General features: G+C 69.1%; 11 protein-coding genes. 8 read left to right on the top strand and 3 right to left on the bottom strand.

Annotated features, from left to right (window positions below; all coding sequences use genetic code 11):
• Positions 1–9: 9 nt before the first annotated feature.
• Entirely contained in the window at positions 10–969 is a 960-nt protein-coding gene (locus O4G76_RS14100) for a sugar-binding transcriptional regulator (protein ID WP_269397915.1), read from the bottom strand.
• Positions 966–1,646 carry an HAD family phosphatase gene (locus O4G76_RS14105; protein ID WP_269397916.1) on the bottom strand — a complete coding sequence of 227 codons (681 nt, stop codon included), beginning with the start codon at positions 1,644–1,646 and terminating at the stop codon, positions 966–968. The genes O4G76_RS14100 and O4G76_RS14105 overlap by 4 nt, the downstream gene beginning before the upstream one ends.
• A 163-nt stretch (positions 1,647–1,809) precedes the next feature.
• Between O4G76_RS14105 and O4G76_RS14110 the strand changes: the two genes are divergently transcribed.
• From O4G76_RS14110 to O4G76_RS14145, 8 genes are all read left to right on the top strand, one after another.
• On the top strand, positions 1,810–5,397 hold the full coding sequence (locus tag O4G76_RS14110; RefSeq protein WP_269397917.1) for a hydantoinase B/oxoprolinase family protein: 3,588 nt from the start codon (positions 1,810–1,812) through the stop codon (positions 5,395–5,397).
• 198 nt (positions 5,398–5,595) lie between these two features.
• Positions 5,596–6,258, top strand: a complete 663-nt coding sequence (locus tag O4G76_RS14115) for a paraquat-inducible protein A (RefSeq protein ID WP_269397918.1) — start codon at positions 5,596–5,598, stop codon at positions 6,256–6,258.
• The gene (locus O4G76_RS14120; RefSeq protein ID WP_269397919.1) at positions 6,255–6,887 is read left to right on the top strand and encodes a paraquat-inducible protein A; all 633 of its coding nucleotides are present in this window, start codon (positions 6,255–6,257) and stop codon (positions 6,885–6,887) included. The genes O4G76_RS14115 and O4G76_RS14120 overlap by 4 nt, the downstream gene beginning before the upstream one ends.
• A complete protein-coding gene (locus O4G76_RS14125; protein ID WP_269397920.1) occupies positions 6,884–9,889 on the top strand; it encodes an MlaD family protein in 3,006 nt (1,001 codons plus the stop codon). Before O4G76_RS14120 ends, O4G76_RS14125 begins: the two co-directional genes overlap by 4 nt.
• Before the next feature lie 3 nt (positions 9,890–9,892).
• Positions 9,893–10,459 carry a membrane integrity-associated transporter subunit PqiC gene (locus tag O4G76_RS14130; protein WP_269397921.1) on the top strand — a complete coding sequence of 189 codons (567 nt, stop codon included), beginning with the start codon at positions 9,893–9,895 and terminating at the stop codon, positions 10,457–10,459.
• 119 nt (positions 10,460–10,578) lie between these two features.
• Complete coding sequence (locus O4G76_RS14135; protein WP_269397922.1) at positions 10,579–10,788, top strand: hypothetical protein; 210 nt, start codon at positions 10,579–10,581, stop codon at positions 10,786–10,788.
• Positions 10,789–10,791: 3 nt separating this feature from the next.
• On the top strand, positions 10,792–11,583 hold the full coding sequence (gene iolB, locus O4G76_RS14140; protein ID WP_269397923.1) for a 5-deoxy-glucuronate isomerase: 792 nt from the start codon (positions 10,792–10,794) through the stop codon (positions 11,581–11,583).
• Between the two features lie 61 nt (positions 11,584–11,644).
• Positions 11,645–12,604, top strand: a complete 960-nt coding sequence (locus O4G76_RS14145; RefSeq protein ID WP_269397924.1) for a magnesium transporter CorA family protein — start codon at positions 11,645–11,647, stop codon at positions 12,602–12,604.
• Positions 12,605–12,658: 54 nt separating this feature from the next.
• On the opposite strand, the gene O4G76_RS14150 is transcribed toward O4G76_RS14145, so the two are convergent.
• Positions 12,659–14,290: an alpha-D-glucose phosphate-specific phosphoglucomutase gene (locus tag O4G76_RS14150; protein ID WP_269397925.1), complete on the bottom strand. Its 1,632-nt coding sequence runs from the start codon at positions 14,288–14,290 to the stop codon at positions 12,659–12,661.
• Between the last annotated feature and the right edge of the window lie 3 nt (positions 14,291–14,293).

A 14,293-nucleotide genomic window follows, 5' to 3' on the forward strand; every position in this document is an offset into this window, starting at 1 on the left:
GCCGGGCGGCTACTGCTTCAGCAGCCGCTCGGCCGTCGCCTCGTCGGTGATCAGCCCGTTGATCAACCGGCCGCGCAGGGCGGCACGGATCGCCCCCGCCTTGTCCTTCCCGACCGCGAGACCGACCACCGGACCACTGCCGGGCACCGGCAGCGGTGCCGAGGCCACGCGGCGATTGAAGGCGCAATCCATGACCCGGCCATCGGCGTCGTAGACCCAGCTCGTGATCTCGCCCGCCGCGCCTTCGGCCATGAGCGCCTCCATCTCCTCGGCGGTCATGAAGCCGTCGACCCGCAGCGGCGCGTTCAGGCCGATCTGGCCGACCCCGACCAAGGTCAGATCGGCGCGGGTGCACAGCTCCATCGTGTGCCGCACCGCCTCCTGGCCATGCATGACCCGCAACTCCTCCTCGTCGCGCGCGACCACGGGGAGCGGGTATGGGTAATGCCGTGCGCCGACGCGCTCGGCCATGCGGATCACCGCGTTGTAGGGGGTGGCCGAGCCGTCCGACATCATGTTGCCCAGCCGCGAGACGATGCGGTGCTGCGGGCAATCCATGCGCGGCAGCTGTTCGACGCAGGCTCGCAGCGCCCGGCCGGTGCCCAGCGCGATGATCTTCTCATCCGGGCTCTTGAGGGTCTTTTCCAGCACCGCGGCGGCGGCGATGGCGATGCCGGTGAGAAGCTCGGGAACCGACGGATCGGAGGGCACCACCTCGATCACCCGCAGGCCGAAGCGTTCCGACAACGCGCCGGAAAGATCCATGCAGCGCGCGATCGGGTGATCGAGCCGGACCTTGACCAGCTTTTCCGACACGGCGAGCGATACCAGCCTTTGCGCCGATTGGCGCGAGACGCCGAGCTTCTTGGCGATCTCGTCCTGCGTGTTGCCCGCGACATAGTAGAGCCAGCCCGCGCGGGCCGCATCGTCGAGGCGGGTCGTCTCGGGGGTGAAGCGCGACTGACTCATACCACCTCCGGCGCGGGCAGGCTGTCGAGAAGCGCGGGCAGATCGGTCCAGCGGTGCAGGAGTGGCAGGGCGGGATTGTGGCGCAGCGTGGCGGTGGCGAGATGGCTGCCGCCCAGAAAGCGCACGGCGGTCATTCCCGCCGCCGCCGCCGCCTCGAGCCCCGGAAGGCTGTCCTCGATCACGAGGCAGCGTGCCGGTTTCGCGCCCATGGTCTCTGCCGCGAGAAGAAACAGGTCGGGGGCGGGCTTGCCCCGCGCCACCTGGCTCGCGGTGAAGACATGCGGCAACGCCTGGGCCAGGCCGGCGATGGCCAGCGATCGCGCGACGCGCGGTGGCGAGGACGAGGTGGCGACGCAAAGCGGCACGCCGCGCGCGGTCAGCATCGCGACGGCCTCGGCGATGCCCGGCATCGGCTTCAACTCGTCCTCGAAGCGCCTCAGGAGCCGCGCCCGGTAGAGGCTTTCGAAATCCGGGGCGAGGGGATGGCCCAGCTCTTCGCGGATATGCCGCGCCACGGTCGGAAAGCTTCGGCCGAGGAAGTTGCGACGCACGTGATCGAAATCGATTTCCACCCCGTCTGCGGCGAGAAGCTCGATCAGAACTTCGGCGCTGAGCAACTCGCTGTCGATCAGCACGCCGTCGCAGTCGAATATGATCAGATCCCAGTTGCGCGTCATGCCGCCCTCCCTGCAGTTCGCCGCAATTCGTCTCCTCCGGCTGGAGAGTGCCACAATCGCGAGCATTTGCCCATAGCCTGAGCTTATGCGCGAGGCGGTCAGACGTCTTGACCGCTTCCGGTGGATTGCGCACCCCTTGGCGGACAGCACAAGGGGGTGGAGCATGAGTGTTTGGGATTTCTGGGTGGATCGTGGCGGCACCTTTACCGACCTGGTCGGCCGGGCCCCGGATGGCACGCTGCATCCGCTGAAGCTTCTGTCCGAAAACGCTGAGGCTTACGAGGATGCCGCGATCGAGGGCATTCGCAGGCTGTTGGGCGGCACCGTCGAGCCCGCGCGCATCGGCACGGTCAAGATGGGCACCACCGTCGCCACCAACGCGCTGCTCGAACGCAAGGGCGACCGGACCGCCCTGCTGATCACGCGCGGCTTCCGCGATGCGCTCCGGATCGCCTATCAGGCGCGGCCCGACATCTTCGCCAAGGAGATCCTGCTGCCCGAACAGCTCTACGAGCGGGTGATCGAGGTTGAGGAACGGGTGCACGCGGACGGCACCATCGAGACACCCTTGGACGCCGAGGCCCTAAGCCCGGAGTTGGAGCGGCTGCGCGCAGATGGCATCGACGCTGTCGCCATCGTGCTGATGCATTCGTGGAACGCGCCCGAGCATGAGGCACGGCTCGCGGAAATGGTGCGTGGCATGGGGTTCGGGCAGGTCTCGGTCAGCCACGAGGTCTCGCCGCTGCTGAAGCTCGTGGGGCGGGGCGATACCACGGTGGTCGATGCCTATCTCTCGCCGATCCTGCGGCGCTACGTGGCACGGGTGGCCAAGGCCCTCGGCGCGACGCCGCCGGGCGAGGCGGGGCCGACGCTGCAATTCATGATGTCCTCGGGCGGCATGACCGCGGCCGAGGCGTTCCAGGGCAAGGACGCGATCCTGTCCGGCCCGGCGGGCGGTGTCGTCGGCATGGTCGAGACCGGCCGTGCCGCCGGTTGGGATAAGGTGATCGGCTTCGACATGGGTGGCACCTCCACCGACGTGGCCCATTGCGCCGGCGAGTACGAACGCGCTTTCGACACCGAGGTGGCAGGTGTGCGCATCCGCGCGCCGATGATGCGCATCCATACCGTGGCGGCGGGGGGCGGTTCGGTGCTGCACGCCGATCCCGGCCGCTTTCGCGTCGGCCCCGACAGCGCCGGCGCCGATCCCGGGCCGCTCTGCTACCGGCGCGGCGGGCCGCTTACCGTGACCGATGCCAACGTCATGCTGGGCAAGCTCGACCCGGAGCTGTTTCCGGCGATCTTCGGCCCCGGTCAGGACCAGAAGCTCGACCGGGACGGCGTACGCGCGGCTTTCGCTGAGGTGGCGGGCGATCGGAGCCCGGAAGAGGCGGCGGAAGGCTTCGTACGGATCGCGGTCGAGAACATGGCCAACGCGATCAAGAAGATCAGCGTCCAGCGCGGTCACGACGTGACCCGTTACCTGCTCAATTCCTTCGGTGGCGCGGGCGGGCAGCATGCCTGTCTCGTCGCCGACGCGCTGGGCATGGAGGCGGTGCTGGTGCATCCGCTGTCTGGCCTGCTCTCGGCCTATGGCATCGGCCTTGCCACCGTTTCGTCCAGCCGCCAGCAGGGATTGGTGCGACCGCTCGCCGAGGCGACGCGCCCGGCGCTGGACCGGGTGATCGCGGATCTGACCGCGCAGGTCGGGGCCGAGCTGGCCGGGCAGGGGGTGTCGGGCGAGAGCTACGCCACGCGGCTGCACCTGCGCTACGAGGGAACGGATACCGCGCTGCAGATCCCCTTCGAGGGCGACATGGCGCGAGCGCGCGCCGCCTTCGAGGCCGCCCACGAGGCGCAGTTCGGCTTTCTCAGCCCCGAGCGGGGGCTGGTGATCGAGGCGGTCGAGGTGGAAGGCACGGAGCCGCCGCATGCGCTGGCCGAGACCGGTGGCGACGTGATCGATCGGGGCGAGGCGCGCCCGGTGGAGACGGCGCACTTCTTCTCCGGTGGGGAATGGCACGAGGCCATGGTGCATCGGCGCGAGGGGATCGCGCCCGGCCACGAGATGCGTGGACCGGCGCTGATCATCGAGCCGAACCAGACCATCGTGGTCGAGCCGGGCTGGACCGCGCGGCTCACGGGGCGCGACGACATCCTGCTTGCGCGCCACGAGGCCGCGCCGCGCCAGCTCGCCGCCGGGACCAAGGCCGATCCGATCCTGCTCGAAGTGTTCAACAACCTCTTCATGAACATCGCCGAGCAGATGGGCGTGGCGCTTCAGAACACCGCGCAGTCGGTGAACATCAAGGAGCGGCTCGACTTCTCCTGCGCGGTGTTCGACCAGGATGGCGCGCTGGTCGCCAATGCGCCGCACATGCCGGTGCATCTGGGCTCCATGGACCGCTCGGTCGAGGCGGTGATCCGGCAGAACGAGGTGATCCGCCCGGGCGACGTCTTTGCCCTGAACGCGCCCTACAATGGCGGCACGCATCTGCCGGACATCACGGTGGTCTCGCCGGTCTTCGACGAGGCGGGCCGCGAGATCCTGTTCTGGACCGCCAGCCGAGGCCACCACGCCGATGTCGGCGGCACCGCACCCGGCTCGATGACGCCGCTGGCGACCACGGTGGACGAGGAGGGGGTGCTGATCGACAACTTCCATCTCGTGGATCGCGGAGAGTTTCGCGAGGAGGCGCTGCGCCACCTGCTGACCGATCACCCTTGGCCCTGTCGCAACCCCGAACAGAACATCGCCGATCTCAAGGCGCAGGTCGCGGCCAATGCGCGCGGCGCGGCAGAGTTGCGGCGCATGGTGGCCGAGTTCGGTCTCGACGTGGTGCGCGCCTATATGGGGCACGTGCAGGACAATGCCGCCGAGGAGGTGGCGCGGCTGCTGGGCCAGCTCTCGGACTGCGAATGCGACTACGAGACCGATACCGGACAGGTGATCCGGGTGCGGATCACCGTCGACCGCGAGGCGCGGCGGGCGAAGGTCGATTTCACCGGCACCTCGGAGGCGCGCGAGAACAACTTCAATGCGCCCGAACCGGTGGCGCGCGCCGCCGTGCTCTACGTGTTCCGGGTGATGTGCGAGCAGCCGATCCCGATGAACGCGGGCTGCCTGCGCCCCATCGATATCGTGATCCCCGAAGGCTCGATGCTGCGGCCCGCCTATCCGCGCGCCGTGGTCGCGGGCAATGTCGAGACCTCGCAGCACGTGACGAACGCGCTGTTCCAGGCGCTGGGCGCCCTGGCCAATGCGCAGGGGACGATGAACAACCTCACCTTCGGCAATGCGCGGCACCAGTATTACGAGACGATCTGTTCGGGCAGCCCGGCGGGGCGGATGAATGACGGACGCGGCTTTGCCGGGACGTCGGGGGTGCATACCCACATGACCAATTCGCGCCTGACCGATCCCGAGGTGCTGGAGACCCGCTTTCCGGTGTTGCTGGAGAGTTTCGCACTGCGGCCGGGCTCGGGCGGCGCGGGCGCGTTCCCGGGTGGCGACGGCACCCGCCGGACGCTGCGCTTTCTCGAGGAGATGGACCTGTCGATCCTGTCCTCGCATCGTCATCGCCCGCCGGAGGGGCTGGATGGCGGCGGCGCGGGCGAGGTCGGGCGCACCGAGATCCGGCGGCTGGACGGCAGCACCGAGACGCTGCCCGCCTGCGCGCAAACCCGGCTTAAGCCGGGCGAGGCGGTGACGGTAGTGACACCGACGCCGGGCGGGATCGGCAAGGCCTAGGCCGGAGCAGGCCCAGCTGGGCAGCGGGCGTGCCACTCTTCCCTACGCTGTGGATGGCCTGACCTGCGCCGCATGTGGATGACCGGTGGCAACAATGTCGTGGCGCTCCTGCGTCACGGCAGCGTGCACCGGCGCCCGTGGTCATTCCCTTCGCAGGCTCCTATCATCCGCGCGAATGATGGCTGACGGACGGATCCCATGCCCCGCATCGATATCGCGCGCGCCGACCTGGCCGAACTGATCGCCTGTCCGCAATGCGACGCGCTCTATCGTGCGAAGATGCCCGCGCATGGCGAGCGTGCAGTCTGCGCGCGCTGCCACACGGTGCTGATCGCGCCCCGCAAACGGGCCGGCATGATCATCATCGCGCTTTCCGGCGCCTCGCTGGTGCTGGTGCTGGGCGCGGTCTGGTTTCCCTTTCTCAAGATCAGCCGGCAGGGCTTCGTCAACGAGGCGACGCTCCTCGATGCGGCGCTGAGCTTCACGGGCGGGCCGCTCCTGGTGCTGTCGCTCGCGGTGACCGCGCTCATCGTGCTGGTGCCGCTGGCCCGCGCCATCCTCACCATCTACGTGCTGGGCCCGCTGGTCTTCGACCGCCCCGCGCCTCCGGGCGCGCTGCGGCTCTTCGCCCTGGCCGAGGCGCTCAGACCCTGGTCGATGGCCGAGATCTTCGCGCTGGGCTGCGCCGTGGCGCTGGTCAAGGTGGCGGATCTTGCGAATCTGAGCTTCGGTCCGGCCTTCTGGATGTTTGCGGCGCTGGTCTTTCTGACCGTGATCCATGATCGCTGGATGTGCCGCTGGTCGGTCTGGGAGGCGCTGGAGCATGGCTACACTGCCCGGCAGCGGAAGGTTCCGGCATGAGCGCCGCCGTCACCGCGCGCGAGGCGGGGTTCGTCGCCTGCACCCGCTGCACCCGCGTCTGGCCGATGGGCACGGAGCGTTGCGGTCGCTGCGGCAAGCCCCTGGTGTCGCGCGACACCCACAGCCTGAGCAGGGTCTGGGCGTGGTGGGTCGCGGGGCTCATGTGCTATTTCCCGGCCAACCTCTACCCGATGCTGCGCACGCAGGTGCTGTTCACCGTCTCCGAGGACACCATCGTCGGCGGCGCGATAGAACTGGCGCTGCATGGCGCGCCCTTCGTCGCGCTGATCATCCTCGTGGCATCCGTGGCGATCCCGATCGGCAAGTTCGCCGCCATCGCCTGGCTCGCCATCTCGGTGCGCCGCGGCTCGGTCGCGACGCCGCATGCGCGCCACAGGCTCTATGAAATCGTGGAGTATATCGGGCGCTGGTCGATGATCGACGTCTTCGTGGTTGCGATCCTGACGGCGCTGGTGCAGTTGAATCTCGCCGCCTCGATCAAGCCGGGCCCGGCGGCGCTCGCCTTCGCACTCTCGGTGATCTTCACGATGCTCTCCGCCCAATCCTTCGACCCGCGCCTGATCTGGGATCGCGCGGATGACGACAACGACTCGGGCGACCGCGCGTGAGCGCTGATGTGCCCGAGGTCCCGGTGGAAGGCGAGAAGCGTTCCCTGCGCAGCCGTGTCTCCATCGTCTGGCTGGTGCCGGTGGGAGCGCTCGCCGTGGCGCTGGGCATCGGCTGGAAAAGCTGGAGCGATCAGGGCCCCCTGATCGAGGTGCTGTTCGAGGATGCGGGCGGTGTACTGGCGAACGAGACCGAGTTGCGGTTTCGCGACGTCGCGGTCGGTGTCGTCGAGGAGGTGGGCTTCACCGCAGGGCTGGACCAGGTCCGCATCGCGATCCGGGTGGACAAGGACGTCGCGCCCTACATCGATTCCGGATCCGATTTCTGGATCGTCCGTCCCGAGGTCAGTACCGAAGGCGTCACCGGTCTCGATACTGTGCTGTCGGGCGTCTATATCCGCGGCCAGTGGGACGGGCGCCCCGGGACCGCCGAAACCCGTTTCGAGGGGCTGGCGCGGGCACCGCTGCTGGGACCCGACCAGCAGGGCATCGAGATCACGCTGCGCGCGACCGAGGGCGTGCTGTCGGGCAACAGCCCGATCCTCTACAAGGGGGTCGAGGCGGGCCGGATCGGCGCGGCGGGCGTCTCGACCGACGGCTTCTACGTCGAGGCCCCGGCGGTGATCTACGCGCCCTATGACAACCTTGTCACCGAAACCACGCGGTTCTGGGACACCTCCGGTTTCTCGGTCAAGATCGGCACCGGCGGCGCCGAGATCGACTTCGACAGCGTCGCGGCGCTGCTCGCGGGCGGGCTGGCCTTCGACACCTTCGTCTCGGGCGCGACGCTGGCCGAGGACGGCCAGACCTTCGAAGTTTACGACGCCGAGGAGACCGCGCGGAACTCGGTGTTCAACACCCCCGACGGGCCCTCGCTCAACCTCGTCGCCGTGTTCGACGGCAACGTCTCGGGTCTCGCCGTGGGCGCGCCGGTCGAGCTTGACGGCGTGCGCATCGGCTCCGTCTCGGGGCTCAACGGTCTGGTCGACGAGGAACGCTTCGGCGATCGCGGCGTGCGGCTGCAGACCGTGCTCAACATCCTGCCTTCGCGGCTTGGCATGGCGGATGAGGGCGGCGTCGAGCAGGCGCTCGAGTATTTCGTCGACGAGGTGGCCGACGGGCTGCGCGCCCGGCTCGTGACCGGCTCGATCCTCACCGGCGGTCTCAAGGTGCAGCTGATCGACGTGCCGGGGGCCGAGCCTGCGGCGCTCAATGTCGATGCGTTGCCCTATCCCTCGGTCCCTGTGACCGACAGCGAGATTTCCGACGTGCAGGCGACGGCGCAAGGCACGCTCGACCGGATCAACAACCTGCCGATCGAAGAACTGCTCGCCTCGGCCACCAGCTTCCTCGAGAACTCGGCCCGGCTCATCGGCTCGGAGGACCTGCAGCAGACGCCGGGCGACGTGCGCGCGCTCTTGGGCGACATCCGCGGTCTTGTCGGCTCCGACGAGGTGCAGGCGGTTCCCGAGCAGATCGGTACCGTGATGAGCGAGATCGAGCTGGCGGTGAACGATGTCCGGCTGATCCTCGACGATGTGCGCGATGCCGAGGCGGTGCGCCGGGTGCTCGAGGCGGTGGACGTCGCCGCCGCCGTGACCGCCGATCTCGACACCGCGCTCGACGGCGTGCCGGAGTTGATCGGCAATCTCAACCGCGTTGCGGAAACCGCGGCCGAGCTGCCGCTCGAGACGCTGCTGACCGAGGTGTCGGGGCTGGCCGAGGAGGCGCGTGCGCTGGTCGGAGCCGAGGAGACGCAGGCGCTGCCGGGCCGCGTCAACACGCTTCTGGCCGAGCTGGAGGGCGGCACCGCCGAGGCCCGGACCCTGATCGCCGGGTTGAACGAGCAGCAGGCGGTGACGCGACTGCTCGAAACGGTCGATGCCGCGAATGCCGCCGTCACCACGCTCGATCGCTCGCTCGCGGGCGTGCCGCAGCTGGTGAGCCGGATCGACACGCTCGTCGCCACCGCGAACGAGCTGCCGCTCGAGACGCTTCTGACCGAGGTATCGGGGCTGGCCGGTGCGGCGCGCGGTCTGATCGATACCGACGAGACGCGGGCCCTGCCGGGCCGCGTCAACGCGCTTCTGGCCGAGCTGGAAGGCGGCACTGCCGAGGCGCGCAGCCTGATCGCCAGCCTCAACGAGGAGCAGGGCGTGGCGCGGCTTCTGGAGACCGTGGATGCGGCGGGCGCGGCGGCGGCCTCGCTCGACGCCTCGCTCGAAGGTGTTCCGCAGCTCGTGGAACGGATCGACGCCGTCGCGGCGATGGCGCAGGACCTGCCGGTGGAAGCTCTGCTCGACCGCGTGTCGGGGCTCGCACAGGACGCGCGCGCCCTGATCGGCACCGATGCGGCGCGGGCGCTGCCCGGTCAGATCGGCACGCTCGCGGGCGAGTTGGAGCTGGGCGTGGCCGAAGCGCGGACGCTCCTGGCCGAGGTCAATGCGGGTGGTGGCGGCGAAAGCCTCGTCGCCGCGATCGACAGCGCCGCGCGCGCCGCCGACAGCCTCGACCGCTCTCTTGCAGGCGCGCCGCAGCTGATCGACAGCCTGAACGCGGTTGCCGGCAAGGCCGCCGACCTGCCGCTCGAGGTGCTGGTCGCGGAGGCCAACAGCCTGCTCAACAGCGCCGACCGCATCCTCAAGCAGGACACGACGCGGGCGCTGCCGGGCGAGCTGAACGGCGCGCTGTCCGAGCTGCGGGTGATCCTCGCTCAGGTGAGCGAGGGCGGCGTGGTCGAGAACGCCAACGCCACCTTTGCCTCGGCCGCCAATGCCGCCGACCGGCTGGCCGAAGCGGCGCGGACGCTGCCGTCGCTGGTCAGCCGCGCCGAGGCGCTGCTGGTGACCTCGGACGGCACCATCGGCACGATCGGCAGCGGCACCGAGCCGGCGCTGCGCGACCTGCGCGCGGCTCTGCGCGACGTCTCAAAGGCCGCCGAGGCCGTGGGTTCCCTTGCCCGCGCCATCGAACGCCGCCCCAACTCGCTTCTGACAGGACGCTAGGCCATGATGAACCGCATCCTTCCCGCCATGGCTTTCGTGACCGGCCTCGCCGCTTGCGGCGGGCCGGAGCTGCGCTACGCGGTGCCGCAGGTCGTGCCGACCGAGAAGGTCGCGATCGCCTTCGGTTCGGTCGAGTTGCGTGAGATCACCCTGCCGACCTACGCGGCGCTCGAGGAGATCTATGTCGAGACGCCCGAAGGGGTGATCACACCGGCCGATGACCTGCTCTGGGCCGATGATCCGGTGCGCGCGGCGACGCTCGAGCTTGCCCGCGCGCTCAGACTGTCGACCGGGGCGCGGGTGGCCTCCGAACCCTGGCCCTTCGACGATTTCGCCGAGGCCCGTGTCGAGGTGCGCGTCGAGGAGTTCCTCGCCGACGCGCAGGGCCGCTTCCGCGTGGCGGGACAGTATTTCGTGGCGACGCGCGATGCGTTGGGCCGCGACCGCGCCGAGACCTTCGAGATCGCGGTGCCGATCGCGCAAGGCAGCGGCGCCAGCGGCCTCGCCGCGGCGCGCGCCGCGGCGATGACCGAGCTGGCCGGGATCATCGCAAGGACCGGCCTCCGCTAGGAAACTCGCGGTCGACGGAAAGAGAGGGGCCGCTTCGTTCGGCACCCCCGTCGCAGCCCTTGCAGGGCTCCCCCCGGGCGCGTCATGATGGGATCGAGGCAAAGCCGCGAGGAGACCCCATGGGCAAGCTGTTCGATGTCCAGAGCCCGTTCTTCATCCCGTTGTGGCGGCGGTTGCTCGTGGTCGGGCTGGCGCTCGGCTGGGCGCTGGTCGAGCTGACCCACGGCGCGCCGGGATGGGCGCTGCTGTTCGGCGCGGCGGGGATGTGGTGTGCCTACCAGTTCTTCGTTGTCTTCGATCCGCCGCGAAAGGATGCCGGGGAGGGCTGAGCCATGACGGATCTGCTGCGTCGGCCCGTGGCCGCCACGGGAACCCTGCACGACATCACACCGGAAAGCGCGGGCTGGGACCATGCCGGTCTCGCGGTGCATCGGTTACGGCAGGGCGAAGGGCTGTCCCGCGCCACCAAGGACCGCGAAGCGATCCTCGTGCTGATCGAGGGCCGGGCCGAGATGTCGGCGGGCGAGGAACGGTTCGGCGAGATGGGCGACCGGACGAGCCCGTTCAAAGGGCTGCCGCATGCGCTCTACGTGCCGGCGGAAAGCGACTGGAGCGCGCGCGCCACGAGCGACTGCGTCATCGCCGTCTGTTCCGCGCCCGCGCGGCCGGGCCATGCGGCGCGCTGCCTCGGACCCAAGGGGCTGCACCCGGTAAGCCGGGGCGAGGGCATCCTTGCTCGCCGCGTCACCGAGATCGCGATGGAGGCGCAGGAGGGAGCCGACACGCTTCTGGTGCGCGAGGTGGTCACGCCGGGCGGTGCCTGGGCGTCATGGCCCGGCCACCGGCATGACGAGGACGATTTCCCCCGTATCACGCGGCTGGAGGAGATTTCCTATCACCGGGTCGCGCCGGAGGGCGGGTTCGCAGTGCAGCGTATCTTCGACGGCGACGGGCTCGATGTGGCGCTGACGATCCGCGACGGCGACGTGACGCTGGTGCCGCGCGGCCACCATCCGCGCGGGGTGCCGCCCGGGGTCGAACTCTATTCGCTCATCGTCATGGCGGGGCCGCTGCGCGCGCTCCGGGTCGAGACCGATCCGGCCTTCACGGGATTCGAGGACTGAACTGGACGGGGGCGACAGGGCGCTATCTGCTTCTTTCGACGCAGGAAAGAGGAGACCGCCGATGCTCGCCGCCTATCATCCAGAGGGCAAGGGCCTCGCCCCGCTCGGACCGTCCAAGGATATCGGTGACGCGCTCTGGATCGATCTCTTCGCCCCCGATGCGACCGAGGTCGAAAGGGTCGAGGCCTTCGGCCTGAGCGTGCCCACGCTCGAGGACATGGAGGAGATCGAGATATCCAACCGGCTGCACCGGGAAGGCGACTGCCAAGTGATGACGGTGATGCTGCCCGGCCGCGACGCCGAGGGGCGGCAGTTCTCGGCGCCCGTCACCTTCATGCTGACGCCGGAGCGGCTCGTCACGGTGCGCCACCACTCGCCACGCCCGTTCGAGACCTTTGGCAGCCGCGCCGAGCGGTCGAGTTCCGGCAGCAGCACCCCCGTGCGTGTCTTCCTCGGCCTCGTCGAGGAGATCATCGCCCGTCAGGCCGACCTGCTGGAGGCGACGGGGCGGGTGCTCGACCGGGTGGCGGGCGAGGTGTTCGGCGAGGAGATGAACGACGTGGAGGGGCTGCGGCTGGCGCTGCGCGATATCGGCCAGCAGGGGGAGCTGACGGCCAAGGTTCGGCTGGCCCTGTTCACCATGGAGCGGATGCTTTCGACCTTCATCGTCTGGAACGGCACGATGAAGCACCGCGACCCGCAGATCGCGACGCTGGCCAAGGCGCAGATGCGCGACATCAACGCGCTAGAGGTGCATCTGGATTTCCTCAACAGCCGCGTGGCGCTGGCGACCGACGCGACGCTGGGCATGATCAATCTCGACGAGAACGCGGTGGTGCGCACGCTGTCGGTCGTCGCGGCGCTGTTCCTGCCGCCGACGCTGATCGCCTCGATCTACGGGATGAATTTTGCCCATATGCCGGAGCTGGACAACCAGAACGCCTATTTCATCGCGCTCGGCGCGATGGTGGCCTCGGCGGCGGGGACCTGGATCTGGTTCAAGGCCAAGGGCTGGCTTTGAGGGCTGGCCGCGAGGCCCCGGCGCATATGCGCCGGGGCCTCGCAGGGGGCAGGATCAGGTGATGACGTTCGGCGCATCGCGCCCGGTATGGGACTTGATACCGGCGATCTCGTCGGCGGCTGCGATGATCGGCGCCAGCGCCTCCTGCGGGTCGCGGTCGCACTTTGCGGGATCGGTTTCGAGCGATTCGAGATAGACCCGCAGCGTCGCGCCCACCGTGCCGGTGCCGGAGAGGCGGAACACGACGCGACCGCCATCCTCGAAGCCGACACGCAGCCCCTGCGCCGTGGCGCGCGAGCCGTCGACCGGGTCGTCATAGGAGAACTCGTCGGCGGTCTTCACTGTCAGGCCGCCGAAGCTCTGACCGGGCAGCTCGCCCAGCCTGCCGCGGAGACCGTCCATCAGCGCGTTGGCCTTCTCGGCCTCCACATCCTCGTAATCATGGCGCGAGTAGTAGTTGCGTCCGTACTCGGCATAATGCTCGGACAGCAGGTCCTTCACGCTCTTCTTGGTCTCGGCGAGGATGTTGAGCCACAGCAGCACCGCCCAGAGCCCATCCTTCTCGCGCACATGGTCCGAACCGGTGCCTGCGCTTTCCTCGCCGCAGAGCGTCGCGCGCCCGGCATCGAGCAAATTGCCGAAGAACTTCCAGCCGGTGGGCGTCTCGTAGCAGGCGATGCCCTTCTTCTCCGCGACGCGGTCGACCGCGGCGGAGGTCGGCATGGATCGCGCGACGCCCTTGAGCCCGCCCTTGTAGGCCGGGGCGAGATGCGCGTGGGCCGCCAGCAGTGCGAGGCTGTCGGAGGGGGTGACGTAGACGCCGCGTCCCATGATCATGTTGCGGTCGCCGTCGCCGTCCGAGGCCGCGCCGAAATCGGGGGCATCGTCCGACATCATCGCGTCCACCAGATCCTTGGCCCAGATCGGGTTCGGGTCCGGGTGGCCGCCGCCGAAATCGGGCGAGGGGGTGGCATTGACGACCGAGCCCGAGGCCGCGCCGAGCCGGTTCTCGAGGATCTCGACCGCATAGGGGCCGGTCACGGCGTGCATCGCATCGAAACGGATGCGGAAGCCGCCCGCCAGCAACTCGCGGATCGCGTCGAAGTCGAAGATCTCTTCCATCAGCATGGCGTAGTCCGCCACAGGATCGACCACCTCGATCTCCATCTGCCCGAGCGTGGTGACGCCCGGCGAGGAGAGATCGATGTCCTGCGCCTCGGTGATGCGGTAGCGGGTCAGCCCCTGCGTCGCGGCGTGAATCTTGTCGGTGATGTTCTCGGGCGCCGGGCCGCCATTGGGGGTGTTGTATTTCAAGCCGAAATCCTCGTCCGGGCCGCCGGGGTTGTGGCTTGCCGAGAGGATCAGCCCGCCATCGGTGCCGCGCTTGCGGATCAGGTTCGAGGCGGCAGGGGTGGAAAGGATCGCGTCCTGACCGACGATCACCTTGGCGGCGCCATTGGCGGCGGCCATTCGCAGGATCACCTGGCTGGCGCGGTCGTTGAAGTAGCGCCCGTCGCCGCCGAGCACGAGCGTCTTGCCCTCGATGCCGCCGATGCCGTCGAAGATCGACTGCACGTAGTTCTCGAGGAAATGCGGCTCCATGAAGGTGCGGGTCTTCTTGCGCAGCCCGCTGGTGCCGGGCTTCTGGCCCTGAATGGGCTTCGTGTTCACCGTGATCTGTTCCACTGG

Origin of the sequence: Limimaricola sp. G21655-S1 (genome assembly GCF_027213785.1) — a bacterium.
Classification (GTDB): Bacteria; Pseudomonadota; Alphaproteobacteria; order Rhodobacterales; family Rhodobacteraceae; genus Limimaricola.

Excerpts from the sequence above, each read along its gene's own strand:
- O4G76_RS14110 (WP_269397917.1), top strand. The coding sequence starts at position 1,810 with ATGAGTGTTTGGGATTTCTGGGTGGATCGTGGCGGCACCTTTACCGAC.
- O4G76_RS14145 (WP_269397924.1), top strand. The coding sequence starts at position 11,645 with ATGCTCGCCGCCTATCATCCAGAGGGCAAGGGCCTCGCCCCGCTCGGA.
- O4G76_RS14120 (WP_269397919.1), top strand. The coding sequence starts at position 6,255 with ATGAGCGCCGCCGTCACCGCGCGCGAGGCGGGGTTCGTCGCCTGCACC.
- O4G76_RS14115 (WP_269397918.1), top strand. The coding sequence starts at position 5,596 with ATGCCCCGCATCGATATCGCGCGCGCCGACCTGGCCGAACTGATCGCC.
- O4G76_RS14130 (WP_269397921.1), top strand. The coding sequence starts at position 9,893 with ATGATGAACCGCATCCTTCCCGCCATGGCTTTCGTGACCGGCCTCGCC.
- iolB (WP_269397923.1), top strand. The coding sequence starts at position 10,792 with ATGACGGATCTGCTGCGTCGGCCCGTGGCCGCCACGGGAACCCTGCAC.
- O4G76_RS14135 (WP_269397922.1), top strand. The coding sequence starts at position 10,579 with ATGGGCAAGCTGTTCGATGTCCAGAGCCCGTTCTTCATCCCGTTGTGG.
- O4G76_RS14100 (WP_269397915.1), bottom strand. The coding sequence starts at position 969 with ATGAGTCAGTCGCGCTTCACCCCCGAGACGACCCGCCTCGACGATGCG.
- O4G76_RS14105 (WP_269397916.1), bottom strand. The coding sequence starts at position 1,646 with ATGACGCGCAACTGGGATCTGATCATATTCGACTGCGACGGCGTGCTG.